Annotated in this window: 14 protein-coding genes and 1 pseudogene; 3 read left to right on the top strand and 12 right to left on the bottom strand. The window is 47.5% G+C overall.

The annotated features are described in order from the left end of the window. Window positions 1-109: 109 nt before the first annotated feature. Window positions 110-1,285, bottom strand: a complete 1,176-nt coding sequence (locus MUB50_RS07245; RefSeq protein ID WP_244790723.1) for a transposase — start codon at window positions 1,283-1,285, stop codon at window positions 110-112. A gap of 560 nt (window positions 1,286-1,845) precedes the next feature. On the opposite strand from MUB50_RS07245, the gene MUB50_RS07240 reads away from it, so the two are divergent. Next, the gene (locus tag MUB50_RS07240) at window positions 1,846-2,742 is read left to right on the top strand and encodes an RluA family pseudouridine synthase (RefSeq protein WP_244790722.1); all 897 of its coding nucleotides are present in this window, start codon (window positions 1,846-1,848) and stop codon (window positions 2,740-2,742) included. 53 nt (window positions 2,743-2,795) lie between these two features. Here the strand turns inward: MUB50_RS07240 and MUB50_RS07235 are convergent, their stop codons facing one another. From MUB50_RS07235 to MUB50_RS07220, 4 genes are all read right to left on the bottom strand, one after another. Further along, on the bottom strand, window positions 2,796-3,560 hold the full coding sequence (locus tag MUB50_RS07235) for a type III pantothenate kinase (RefSeq protein WP_244790720.1): 765 nt from the start codon (window positions 3,558-3,560) through the stop codon (window positions 2,796-2,798). Between the two features lie 19 nt (window positions 3,561-3,579). After that, window positions 3,580-4,218: an ECF transporter S component gene (locus MUB50_RS07230; RefSeq protein ID WP_244790718.1), complete on the bottom strand. Its 639-nt coding sequence runs from the start codon at window positions 4,216-4,218 to the stop codon at window positions 3,580-3,582. 154 nt (window positions 4,219-4,372) lie between these two features. After that, entirely contained in the window at window positions 4,373-5,578 is a 1,206-nt protein-coding gene (gene coaBC, locus MUB50_RS07225; RefSeq protein WP_244790715.1) for a bifunctional phosphopantothenoylcysteine decarboxylase/phosphopantothenate--cysteine ligase CoaBC, read from the bottom strand. Between the two features lie 14 nt (window positions 5,579-5,592). After that, window positions 5,593-6,480, bottom strand: coding sequence for a peptidylprolyl isomerase (locus MUB50_RS07220; protein ID WP_244790713.1), 888 nt, complete (start codon window positions 6,478-6,480; stop codon window positions 5,593-5,595). 278 nt (window positions 6,481-6,758) lie between these two features. On the opposite strand from MUB50_RS07220, the gene MUB50_RS07215 reads away from it, so the two are divergent. After that, on the top strand, window positions 6,759-7,238 hold the full coding sequence (locus MUB50_RS07215) for an S-ribosylhomocysteine lyase (RefSeq protein ID WP_015524777.1): 480 nt from the start codon (window positions 6,759-6,761) through the stop codon (window positions 7,236-7,238). 196 nt (window positions 7,239-7,434) lie between these two features. Here the strand turns inward: MUB50_RS07215 and MUB50_RS07210 are convergent, their stop codons facing one another. From MUB50_RS07210 to MUB50_RS07200, 3 genes are all read right to left on the bottom strand, one after another. Beyond that, the gene (locus tag MUB50_RS07210) at window positions 7,435-7,965 is read right to left on the bottom strand and encodes an SH3 domain-containing protein (RefSeq protein WP_118623826.1); all 531 of its coding nucleotides are present in this window, start codon (window positions 7,963-7,965) and stop codon (window positions 7,435-7,437) included. A 91-nt stretch (window positions 7,966-8,056) separates the two neighbouring features. Then, a complete protein-coding gene (locus MUB50_RS07205) occupies window positions 8,057-9,061 on the bottom strand; it encodes an XdhC family protein (protein WP_244790711.1) in 1,005 nt (334 codons plus the stop codon). A gap of 32 nt (window positions 9,062-9,093) precedes the next feature. Next, on the bottom strand, window positions 9,094-10,239 hold the full coding sequence (locus MUB50_RS07200) for an aminotransferase class V-fold PLP-dependent enzyme (RefSeq protein ID WP_244790709.1): 1,146 nt from the start codon (window positions 10,237-10,239) through the stop codon (window positions 9,094-9,096). 83 nt (window positions 10,240-10,322) lie between these two features. On the opposite strand from MUB50_RS07200, the gene MUB50_RS07195 reads away from it, so the two are divergent. Beyond that, window positions 10,323-11,543: a dicarboxylate/amino acid:cation symporter gene (locus tag MUB50_RS07195; protein WP_244790707.1), complete on the top strand. Its 1,221-nt coding sequence runs from the start codon at window positions 10,323-10,325 to the stop codon at window positions 11,541-11,543. 266 nt (window positions 11,544-11,809) lie between these two features. On the opposite strand, the gene MUB50_RS07190 is transcribed toward MUB50_RS07195, so the two are convergent. From MUB50_RS07190 to MUB50_RS07175, 4 genes and pseudogenes are all read right to left on the bottom strand, one after another. Next, complete coding sequence (locus MUB50_RS07190) at window positions 11,810-12,052, bottom strand: hypothetical protein (RefSeq protein WP_118515960.1); 243 nt, start codon at window positions 12,050-12,052, stop codon at window positions 11,810-11,812. A 12-nt stretch (window positions 12,053-12,064) separates the two neighbouring features. Next, window positions 12,065-12,178: pseudogene (locus MUB50_RS16950) on the bottom strand (DUF3791 domain-containing protein); the annotation flags it as partial. A gap of 85 nt (window positions 12,179-12,263) precedes the next feature. Then, window positions 12,264-12,668 carry a hypothetical protein gene (locus MUB50_RS07180; protein ID WP_244790705.1) on the bottom strand — a complete coding sequence of 135 codons (405 nt, stop codon included), beginning with the start codon at window positions 12,666-12,668 and terminating at the stop codon, window positions 12,264-12,266. A 47-nt stretch (window positions 12,669-12,715) separates the two neighbouring features. Continuing rightward, on the bottom strand, window positions 12,716-12,838 hold a 123-nt coding region (locus MUB50_RS07175), incomplete at its 5' end, for a winged helix-turn-helix transcriptional regulator (RefSeq protein WP_244790872.1).

The following is a 12,838-nucleotide window of genomic DNA, read 5'->3' as shown; positions in this document are numbered from 1 at the left end:
GTTGGGCCGCCTGGCGGTATTCAACCGGAAAGGAAGCGTCACTGGCGCTTCCTCTCTTGCTGATTGCTCAGCATTTATATATAAGAGGCATTTCTGCCGCTTATTAACTTTATTTGTTGTTTTTCCGGAAGCTTTCCTGGCATTTGCGGCCCAGGTTTCGGGCGCCGTTCAGGAAGCGGTTGACCTGATGGCCATTCTGGCAGATGAATACACTGCCTTGTTTTTTTCCGGTGGCTCCGCAGATGGAACATTGCTTTTCTGTTCCGTCGGTGCGTAGCTCAAGTACCAGGATTCCTTCTGCCCAGGCTTTGTATTTCAGATAATTCCGGATGCGGATACTTAAGTGAAGGGGCGAATAATTGCCGCTTCTGTACATAGATATCCTGGAAAAATCTTCATCATACTCCGGCAGTACCAGTATCCCGGTCTGATTTTCTTTGCAAAAATCCATAATCTCCTTGCTGACCTGATGTGCGTAATGTTCATTCAGGTGCTTGAGATGCATGTAATATTTCCTGTTTGGCTGACTAACGTTGTCTTTATCGGTAAATGCCCTGGATGCTTCTACTTTTTTCAACAAAGCTCTGCAATGATGTCGGTATGCATTTCCGCCTCTGCAGTTTTTTACAGCCAGCTGCCTGGATCCTTCATCCAGAACTGTGCATACTGCAAAGCTGTCCGTATTGGTAAAGCGGACACTGCATACTCTGGCGCCTTCCTGCATTCGTTCCTTTGCTGTCCGAGCATCGGAGTTTTCCTGCTTGACAGGTACATGGAACATGAGCCATTTTTCCTCATGGACCAGTGTTGGTGAAAGGATCGCTGCTTCCTTTGGGAAGGGACGTCCTGTAAGTCCGCAGGATACCCAGATCCATTTCTTTCCGTTCCAGAGCTTCAGCACTACGGAGGTGTCTGTCAGGTCTCTGTACATTCCCTTGAAAAAGGTGATATTGGCATCGATCTTTTCGGGGAAGCTTTCAGCGCTTGCTGCGGTCTTTACTGCCATTGCAGCTTTGTTCATGGCAGATCTCCGAAAGTAAACGGGGAGCTTTCCGCCTGGCGGGATGTACTTTGGTTCTCTTCCGTCTCTTCCGGGAACGGTAAGCTTTTCCAGATGTCCCTGGATGGTCAGCAGATTTTCGGCCCAGAGTTCTTCTCTTTCTTTCAGGAGCTCATAGTAAAAGGCTACGGCTTCCCGATACAGGGCTTCTGTTGTTTCGATCATCTGCTTTTCCGGACAAAAGAGCCGCATTTTCCATGTTTTGATACTGTATCCTGTTTTCATGGCATCTCTTTCTGCTGTCAGGTATCGCTTAATATCTTCATAAGTCACAGACCTAAAAAGACATATTTCACAGCCATTTTAAAGGATACCATTGATATTTTCCTTTGTCAAGGCGTGCCAAGGTATGCAGCATGCTAATAATGTCACTTTTTAAGCGAGATATGCAGCATTTATGTATCAAAAAGTGAATAAATCGTCTGAGAATCATCGAAATCTAACATTAGTGGTCACAAAAAGTGGTCACTTTTTTCTTACGCAAATCCGCGTAAAATCAATACTTTTCAGGTATTTTTTCTTTTTTCTTTCCAATGATTAGTGGTCAAAATCGTGGTCAGCTGTGCCAGAAAAGCCAGCATTTAACAGTGTTATAAGTTTTTTTCGCTAATGAAGATAATAAGCGACACAATCCCCATAATCCACGAGCTGTCCAAGGATGTTTCCTCTTGTACCAGCTCTTTTTTTATGCCTAATCGACATTTCCATGCCCAAATGCTATACTATACCCGCAGGCCGCGCGATCTGGCTTTTGGTCTGCTAAATTTCAGAAAAGGATTTTTTCTATGGAGAGAATTATTACCTATACGATCTTAACCGGGGAGTCCGGGGAAAATGTTCTTGGTTTTCTTCGGAAAAAGGGTTTTTCCAAACATATATTGACTACTATGAAGCGGGCGGAGCAGGCGATCCTACTGAACGGGCAGCCGGCTTTTGGCAGAACGGTCCTGAGGGAGGGGGATGTTCTTCGGATCCTTGTTCCGGAGGAGGCCGGGGACGAATCGGAGTCTTCCATTATTCCGGTACCACTGCCTCTGGATATCCTGTATGAGGATGAGGATATCCTTGTGCTGAACAAGCCTGCTGATATGCCTGTGCATCCGTCTGCGGGGAACTATGAGAATACTCTTGCCAACGGTGTTACCTGGTATTATAAGCAGCAGGGAAAGGCTTTTGTCTACCGCTGCATCAACCGGCTGGACAGGGATACCACGGGGGTGCTGGTGCTGGCCAAGAACCCTTTGAGCGGTGCACTTCTCTCTTCTCAGATGAAGCAGCGCCAGATCCGGCGTACCTATCTTGCCCTTACTGACGGGATCCCGCCGGAAAGGGGAACGATCTCCGCTCCTGTTGCCAGAATGGATGCTTCTGTGATCACAAGGGAGGTTAATTTTGAGCGTGGGGAGACTGCTGTAACGCATTATGAGCGTCTTGCAGTCAGCAATGGATATGCTCTTGTGGAGCTGCATCTGGATACGGGGAGGACACATCAGATCCGGGTGCATATGAAGTATATCGGCTGTCCGCTGCCGGGGGATTTTCTGTATCATCCGGTTTTTGACCGGATCGGACGCCAGGCCCTGCATTCCTTCCAGCTGGAATTTGCCCACCCGATCACCGGGGAGCCTATGTGTTTCCTGGCGCCTGTGCCTGAGGATTTCCGCAGAGCATTTGCACAGTAAAAAAATCAGCTACCCGGTACGTGTTTCCTGCACCGGCAGCTGATTTTTTTTATTTATTTATTTTTTTTGTAGATCACAAGGAGTCCTTTGAGCAGAAGGTCCTCATCCAGAATGATTTCTTTCTTACAATGAGAAATGATCTTTTTTGCAAGACCGCCTGTTGCGATCACGGTTGTTTTCTCACCAAGCTCTTCTTCCACCCGGTCAATGATCCCGTCGATAGCTGCTGCGTTGCTGTAGAGCACGCCACTTTTCATGCATTCGATGGTATTGCGCCCGATCACATACTTCGGGGCATCAATGCTGATCCCGCTAAGCTGGGATGCTCTGGCTGTCAGTGCATCCAGGGATATTCCGATACCAGGAAGGATCATTCCGCCAATGTATTGCTTTTTACTGTTGACAACCGAAACTGTAGTGGCGGTTCCCATATCGATCACAATAAACGGAACCGGATATTCATTTAATCCTGCCACAGCGTCTGCCACAAGATCCGCACCCAGCTGTCCTGGGTTATCCATCATGATGTTCAGACCTGTTTTTACTCCGGGTCCCAGGACCATGACTTCTTTTTTGAGGATTTTTTCTGCTGCCAGCCTGGCAATGTTGGTAATCTGCGGGACTACAGATGAAATAATACATCCTTCTATGTCTGCCCTTTTGATGTGGTAGATTTCCAGTAAGGTTTTCAGATCTACTGCATATTCCAGTTCTGTTTTTGTTCTTACGGTAGAAAGTCTCTCGATGAAATATGTTTTTTTGTCATCGATGCAGCCCACGACTATGTTGGTATTTCCAATATCAATTGCTAAAATCATAATTTTATTTTCCCTGTCTTTATGCTTTTGTCTTCTCACGGCTGATCTGCTCGGATGGGATCAGATGTGCCTTGGAAAGTGCAGCTCCCACTGCTCCTGTGATCACTGTGGAGGAAATCATTTCGCATACTGCGTTGATCCCTACCATGAGACAGCAGCCGATGATGATGTTATGACCGCCCATCAGATTTTTTACATAATCGGTATTTCCAAACAATCCTACAAGTGCTGACATGAAGAACAGGGTATTCAGGAATGCGGAAAAGAATCCAGTTACTGCACATGCCACATAGGTATTGCTGACCTTTCGCATGCCTTTAAAAATATATCCGAGGCAGATACCGTCCAGGAGACGTGGGATGAAGCGCTGGATAAAGGCAAATACCGGATTGATACCGAAAAGCACAACTCCCATTGCACTGGAGCCGCCTACTCCGATGCACTGGAGAAAGCTGGTCAGGCCGAAGATCGCACCTGCCACAGCTCCTCCTACGGGTCCAAGGACGACTGCACTGATGGCTACCGGGATCACGTTAAAGGAAATGGCCAGTGGCCCGATATTCAGATATCCCAGTGGTGTGTAGGCCATCAGCAGAAGGATTGCTGCCATCAGGCCCAGTAACGTAAGCTGCGCTGTTGTAAATCTGTTGTTTTTCATTTCTTCTCCTCCTTGTTACCGTTCCGCTCTGTGAATGTTTCCGGAAATACAGCATTTCCCGGCGTTTTCTGCGGATACAATACGGTGATGGAAAGCGGTGAGTTTTTTATTCCGCTTTTCGTTGTTGAAACCGGCTCTCCGACCGGCTCTGTAGCTACGCTTCTGCCTTTGTGGTAAGCAGAAGGATCTTATCCAGGATCTTTAACGCTGCATCCTCCTTGCTCATAAGCGGGAGTGACACTTCTTCATCCTGTGTGATCAGAGTCAGGACATTGGTATCTCCCTGGAATCCGGCGCCCTCTACCTTCAGGTTGTTGGCTGCCACCATATCCAGGTTTTTCTTCTCAAGCTTAGCTCTGGAATTACGGATCATGTCTCTGGTCTCCATGGAAAATCCGCAGAGGAACTGGCCCTGCTTTTTGTGCTGGCCCAGATATTTCAGAATGTCGTCTGTCCTCTCCAGCTCTATGAAAGCCTGATCGTCTTTTTTCTTAACCTTGTCTTCGCTGACCTGCTTCGGACGGTAGTCTGCCACTGCGGCAGCCTTAATGATGATGTCCTGTTCATCGCTTAAGCCGGTGACTGCTTCAAACATATCTCTGGCAGATGTCACAGGTACGACCTTCACAAATAGGGGCGGCTCAATAGCAGTAGGTCCGCTTACCAGCGTAACCTCCGCTCCTCTGAGCATGGCCATTTTTGCAATGGCGTATCCCATCTTTCCGGATGAATGGTTGGTGAGACAGCGGACCGGGTCGATGGCCTCCTGGGTAGGTCCGGCCGTTACCAGGAGCTTTTTGCCGGCAAGGTCTTTCTGGAAGGCGGCTTCCTTCAGGATATATTCCAGAAGGGTTTCCGGTTCCGGCATTTTTCCGGCTCCGATATCTCCGCATGCCAGGTAGCCGCTGGCCGGTGTGATCACCTCATATCCGTAGTTTTTCAGCTTCCGGATATTGTCCTGTACCACGGGATTCTCATACATGGCGGTATTCATGGCCGGTGAAAGAATTTTCTGACATCTGCAGGCCATTACCGTAGTGGTGAGCATATCGTCCGCAAGGCCATTGGCCAGCTTTCCGATCACGTTTGCACTGGCTGGTGCGATCATCACAACATCTGCCTTCTTGGCAATGGATACGTGCTCTACCTGGAACTGAAAGTTCCGGTCAAAGGTATCCACCAGGCATTTATTCCCGGTCAGTGTTTCAAATGTGATCGGATTGATAAAGTTCGTTGCATTCTCTGTCATCAGTACATGAACATCTGCATGAAGCTTATGTAATGCACTTGCCAGATATGCGATCTTGTACGCAGCAATACTTCCTGTGATGCCAAGAAGCACTGTTTTCCCTTTCAGCATCCCTGTCCCTCCTGTCAGTCAACCATACGGATACTCTCGATCACCGGCTGCTGGTCCTTTGCAATGGTTCCGTTGCCGTCTGTCGGCTTGGCGTCCTTGCAGATCTGGTCTACAATGTCCATCCCGGAGGTCACGTGTCCGAATGCAGCATAGTCGCCATCCAGATGTGTGGAATCAGACTGTACGATAAAGAACTGAGAGCTTGCGCTGTCCGGATCTGTGCTGCGTGCCATGGAAATGGTTCCTCTTACATGAGAAATATCGTTCTTCACTCCATTGCTGGAAAATTCGCCCTTGATGGTGTCCTCTGCTCCGCCGGTTCCGTCTCCGTTTGGATCTCCGCCCTGGATCATAAATCCGTCAATGATCCGGTGGAAGGTCAGACCGTCATAAAAATTGTCCTGTACCAGCTTTACAAAATTTGTGACTGTGATGGGTGCAGTGTCTGCATCTAGCTCTACATCGATCTCGCCATAGTCCTTTACGGTGATGGCAGCATGATGGGTTCCTGTCAGCTGCTGGCTGGTATCGATCACAGTTGTTCCTGCCATTTGTGCATCCTCGGAACCATCGGAAAATTCTCCGTCTGCGCTGTCTGTATCCTCTGTACTGTCTGCAGAAGCTTCGGTTTCATGTGAAGTGTCCCCTGCATTACCGGAAGCCTCCTGATCATCGGCGCTTTCTTCATGATCTGAAAAGCCTGCCGCCTCAGCCTCCTCCTCGGATACTGCATTGGCTGCTGTCTCTTCATCTACGCCTGTCTGTCCTTCTGAGGTTTCTTCCTCCAGAGATTCTTCCTTCTTGTCTGCTTTGTCAGAAGTGCTGTCTGTGCTTCCGCATCCGGAAAGCATTCCTGCGGTAAGAGCTGTCACAAATAATACGGCTAAAACCTTACGTTTCATATTTATAAGTCCTCCTTATCAGATCCCAAAAACGCCTGTTCCGGCATTTTCAGGTGAGCTTTTCACTTTCCCCCTGTAAGCTTTTCTCAGTTTAACATCATCTTTTCATAAAGTCAACTTTACACGAAACCAGGTACAGGAGTTACTATTCACTCCGTTTTCAGTAACGTGCAGGATTCCCTTTGTTTTTGCCTTGTATCTCTTCCGGTTCTCTGCTAAAATCATGTATGGAGCTTATCATGGGCTCCGTACATATAAGTAGAAAGCGAGGAATCAACATGGAAAAGATCACAAGTTTTACCATTGACCATATCAAGCTTCAGCCTGGCGTATACGTTTCACGTAAGGATCCGGTCGGAGATCAGGTGATCACCACCTTCGATATCCGTATGACTTCTCCCAATGAGGAGCCTGTTATGAACACAGCCGAGCTTCATGCCATGGAGCATCTGGCGGCTACCTTCCTGCGGAACCATAAGGAGTTTGGCCCGAAGGTCATTTACTGGGGTCCTATGGGCTGCCGTACCGGAAATTATCTTCTTCTTAACGGGGATTATGAATCCAGAGATATCGTTCCGCTGATGATCGAGATGTTTGAATTCATCCGTGATTTTGAGGGTGAGATCCCGGGAGCCTCTCCCAAGGACTGCGGAAATTATCTGGATATGAACCTTGGCATGGCAAAATATCTGGCAAAGAAATTCCTGAACGAGGTTCTCTACGATATCAAACCGGATCGTCTTGTTTATCCGGAATGATTTGCAGGTACGATCCGCTGGCATAATCCTTGTGTTCTGAACGGACTGGACTATATGCCGAAACAAAAAAACAGGCATCCTGTATCGATGTATTTCATCGGATACAGCTGCCTGTTTTTTATTATATCAAGGAGATATCTGCAATTGAAGCAGGATCAGGATTTCCCTGATCTGGTCAAAGCCTGTAGTCTGTGCTCTACTGTGCTGCTTCTGCGGTAGTATCTGCTGCCACTGCTCCTACCGGCGGGGTTGTGCTGACGTAATCGCCGGATGCGTAGCAGGTCTGGCCATTATAATCCACACGGATCCATCCATTGTCACAGACACCGGTACACTTCAGGGATTCTCCGGAAAGGACACCTGCCACGAACTCTGCCTCTGCATTGGCGTCAGAACGTAAATTCACACCCTCCACTGCATAGTAGGTGGCATCCTGAGCCTGTACGTTGATGCCGCTTGGGGTCTGCTCCGTAGCTGCTGTCTGTGCTGCGGGATCTGCTGCCCCAGCTGTGGTGGAGTCTGCCGCCGCTGCCGCTCCGTCCGCTGTGGAATCAGCTGCCGCTGCTTCCGGTGTGGGTGTTGCAGTTGCCTTCGGCTTCTCTGTGGGCTCCGGCGTCGGTGTGGAATCTACTACTGTTACCACTGCATCGGTTCCTTCCTCATATCCACAGCCCTGTGCAAGGAAAGCCGCGCCTATTATCAAAGCCATAATACATTTTTTCTTCATTTTACCTGTTTCCTCCTTATACGCCGGTAAAAAATTCTCTGCGTCCAATATACACGATTCTTCAATATTATGCAAGTCCTGGCCGGTTCTTTCACATATTTACCGGCTCAAAAAGCACCCGGACAGTTCCGCCGCAGATCATTCCCAGATCTCCTGCTCCCTGCCCCAGCTCGTAAACCTTTGTTTCCGTATTTCGGATATTTCCTGCGTGTTTTCCGGCTTCAAACTCCACTTTTCCGCCGCCGATGCTTCCTGCCGTGCTTCCGTCCCGGAATACGAACATCTTGCTCCCGGTTCCTCTCGGAGAGGAACCCTTCTTTTCGATGATCGTGACCATGGTTCCCGGTGTCCTGCGGCGTACTGCTGCCTCCACCTCCTCATCACAGTAGGTACGGAAATGCCGGTTTTTCTCCTGCACGATCTCCGCCATGATGCTCACGGCGATCTCAGCCGGCATCTGTCCTCCGATGGGAAGTCCGATGGGGGCATGGATCTGATCCAGCTGTTCCTCCGTAAATCCCTCTTTCAGGAGCTTTTCCCTGGTGATCCGCACCTTTGTCCTGCTTCCGATCATTCCGAAATATGCAAAGGGTCTCTTAAGGATCGCTCTTGCACAGGCAGAATCTCCCAGATGGCCTCGTGTCACCACTACATAGTAGGCATTTTCATAGGGAGGGATCCTGTCGGACAGGGTATCAAAATCTCCAAAGATCCTCTCATCTGCCATGGGAAATCTTTCCTCAGTCACAAATTCCTCCCGGTCATCCATAACTGTTACATGAAAGCCCAGCATCCTGCCGATCTCTGCTACCAGAAGAGAAACATGGCCGCCACCCAGTATGATCAGCCTGGGATTCTTCTCGTAAGTTTCCACAAATATCTCCCTGTCTCCGTTTTTCACAACGCCGGTTTCCACGGCTGCTTCCACGGAAGCCTTCAGGAATTCTTCTGCTTCTTTATTTCTTTCTGATCCCTCCGGATAAAAAAAGCTGCCTTCTTCCGAAAGATATTTCAGCCCGGCATCCTTTCCGTTCAGAAGGATTCCTGTTTTTACACGCCCTCTTTTTTCTACCACATCATATATTGTCTGATACATGTTTTGTGTCCTTTCTGTCCGTCTTTCGCCGCTTATTCCAAAGCAAGCTCTTTTACCGCTCTGGCAGCCACCTCCACCTCTTCTTCCGTATTAAAATAAGAAAAGCTGAAGCGGACGGCTCCTGTTTTTTCGGTTCCAAGTGCTTTATGCATCAGCGGTGCACAGTGGCCGCCGGCTCTTACACTGATCCCGTACTCTTCATCAAGGATCATGGCCACTTCTGCCGAGTCCATCCCTGCAATATTCAGAGTCACCACAGGGGAGCGTTCTTCTCCGGAAAAATCTCCGTACAGGGTGACTCCCGGAATTTCCTTTACCTGGTCATAAAAACGCCACATCAGCTGCTGCTCTCTTTTTCGGATCTGTTCTGTCCCGGTTTCCCTGATCCAGCTGATTGCTGCACCAAGACCTGCGATCCCGTGGCTGTTCAGGGTTCCTGCCTCCAGTGCCTCCGGCATATCCTGCGGATGCTCCCTCTGAAAGGTGAGGACGCCGCTTCCGCCTACCTTCAGAGGCTCCACAGCTACCCCCGGCCGAACACAGATGGCTCCTGTGCCCTGAGGTCCCATAAGGCCCTTATGTCCGGAATAGCAAAGAATATCTATATGATCTTTTTTCATGGAAATCGGAAATACTCCTGCTGTCTGGGCAGCATCCACAATAAAAAGCTTCTGGTACTTCTGTGCGATCTCACCGATGGCGTGGATATCATTGAGATTTCCTGTCAGATTGGAAGCGTGGGTACAGACGATCACCTTCGTCTCCGGACGGATGGCTGCTTCAAGCTCCGTAAGGGAGATCCGTCCCTTGCAGTCTGCAGGCAGGATCGTAAGCTTCATGCCGTTTTTTTCCAGGCGATACAGTGGACGGAGCACACTGTTGTGATCCATCTCCGTACAGATCGCGTGGACAGTTTCTTCCTCCGGATGAAGTGTTCCCTGCAGGGCGATATTGAGCGCTTCCGTGTCATTGGATGTAAAGGCCACACATTCCGGTCCCCATATGTCAAACATCTCTGCGATCTGGCATCTTGTATTAAAAATAAGTCTTGAGGCTGCCATTGCTTCTCCGCTGCTGCCCCTTCCGCTGTTTCCTGCATGCTGCATGGCTTCCACCACAGCACGCGGCACACAGTCCGGCTTATGAAAGCTTGTAGCCGCGTTATCCAGATAAATCATTTCATCCTACTCCTTGTGATTTTTATCAAATACCTTTATAATAAACTCTGGCTTTATTTTATACTATCCGAGGAGGTTTTCCAATGAAAAAAACATCTTTTTTCGACAGTCTGCCATTTAAGCTGCTGGTCGCTGTGATCCTGGGGATCATAGCCGGACTTATCCTGAACAGGTACAGCACCAACGGAATCTCCATGGCAGTTCTCAATATCACAGTTACTATCAAGTACATTCTGGGCCAGGTCATTACCTTCTGCGTACCGCTGATCGTGCTGGGTTTTATCGCTCCGTCCATTACCCGGCTTGGCAAAAATGCTTCGTTGATGCTGGGAGTTGCGGTTGTCATCGCTTACGGCTCCTCTGTTGGCGCAGCGCTTTTTTCCACAGCCTCCGGTTTTCTGATCATTCCACATCTTTCCATCCATTCCTATGCTGCAGGACTGAAGCAGCTGCCGGAGGTGATCTTTGAACTGGAGATCCCGCAGATCATGTCCGTTATGAGTGCTCTTGTTTTTGCAATGATGCTGGGCCTTGCCGCTACCTGGACAAAAGCGAAGCTGATCACAGGACTTCTGGATGAATTTCAGAAGATCGTTCTTTCTCTGGTTGCACGGATCATCATCCCCATTCTTCCGCTGTTCATCGGCACTACCTTCTGCAGCCTTGCCTACGAGGGAACCATTACCAGACAGCTGCCTGTTTTTCTGAAGATCATCGTACTGGTGCTTGCCGGGCATTTTATCTGGATGGCTCTTCTTTACATCCTTGCAGGCATCTATTCCGGAGAAAATCCTCTGGAGGTTGTCCGCCATTATGGTCCTGCCTATCTGACTGCCGTAGGGACCATGTCATCTGCAGCCACACTGGCCGTTGCACTGCAGTGTGCCTCCAAGGCAAAACCGCTCCGCAAGGATCTGGTCAGCTTCGGGATCCCTCTGTTTGCAAACATCCATCTCTGTGGCTCCGTTCTGACAGAGGTTTTCTTCTGTATGGCGATTTCAAAGATCCTGTACGGCTCCGTTCCAACACTGGGTACCATGGTTCTGTTCTGCCTTCTTCTGGGTATCTTTGCCATCGGAGCTCCCGGTGTTCCCGGCGGAACTGTCATGGCATCCCTTGGCATCATCACCGGAATATTGAAATTCGACAGCTCCGGCACTGCATTGATGCTTACCATCTTTGCACTGCAGGACAGCTTCGGAACTGCATGCAACGTGACCGGTGACGGTGCGCTGACGCTGATGCTTACTGGTTATGCAAAGCGCCATCATATTGAAGAACAGCAGCTTGATGTGGAATTGTAAGTTCGGAGCTAAGTCAGGCGGATATTTGCGATCCGCTCCGCTTCGTTGCTTGCTCATAACCGGATATCAACTGTTTTATGTCTTTTATGAGAAAATACTGGCTCGAAATGAATTTCCATTGTGACCGTTTCAGGAGTACGGCGGTAATTTTCTGTTCCGTCTTTCTCCTGCGGTTCTGAGATAACGATTTTACTGATCAGCCGGTGGGAACGTTCTCTGTGTTCCAATAGTGGAAGTTTTCAACACCATCCGGATATGCATTCATTTCAAATATGATATCCTGTTTTTTTTAATTCTTCCCTATACAATTCAGCTATATATGCCGGACCATTACACCACAGCTTTGTTTTCTCATCATACAGTGCTTTTCCTGTCTTTGAACATAGAAAATCTGTCAATACCTCTTTTCTGTCCTTGCCCGTCTCTTCTGCGATTTCTTCTGTCACCATAGTGATAAGAAGGTCGATTGTATAATCCATTTTTTCTTTTGGAATTGTTACTTCAGCCATATCTTCTCACCTTTCACAATGAAAAATTCCATAACATTTTTCTATATATCCAAGAACATCAGCTTCTTTAAACAAGTGGATAATCTGTTCAACAGGTAAATGCCACTCTTCTGAAGCAAGCCGGATTAATCTTGTTTACATGAAAGTAATCCCTGTTTTCTCACTCATTATGAATCCTCCTTAATTTCTTGGTCAATAAAACTGGAATTGGTTATTCTTTTACGATTTTATCAATGCAGAAATAAACAGCTATCATAATTAAAGATATTACCAATCCAACATAAAACTCTGGAAAAGCAAATTCGATACTATTATGAATACTCATTTTCCCTGTTATATTCATTATGTGCCAAGTAAAAAAATTGTATATTTCAGAAATCACAATTCCTACTACTCCTAATCCACCAAAAATTTTATTGATTTTTTTATTTTTAAATGGAATCCATACACCTATAATAAAAAATAACACAGATATAATGCCTATTGGATTATACAAATTAATTAAACCACTAATCTCTTGTACACCTTTCATTCCACCATATTGGTTTAATAACATTGGTAATAAACTAATAACAAATGCTATTGTTAATATAATCTTCTTTTTTATAAAATACATCTCACTTTCAAATTCTGATTGTTCGAGCTTTTCAAATACTAACGTACTTATTTCTGTTCAATAAGTGATTTATAGTAGTTACCAAAGTCAGCAAGTGAATTAACAATTGGAAGCATTTTTGTTCCGAGTTCCGTTAATCCGTATTCAACTCTCGGTGGCTGCTCATGGTA

This window comes from Blautia sp. NSJ-140 (genome assembly GCF_022868965.1).
In the GTDB taxonomy this organism is placed as follows: Bacteria; Bacillota; Clostridia; order Lachnospirales; family Lachnospiraceae; genus Blautia_A.
Note: the sequence above shows the minus strand (reverse complement) of the source record. Positions and strands in the feature narration are given on the sequence as shown.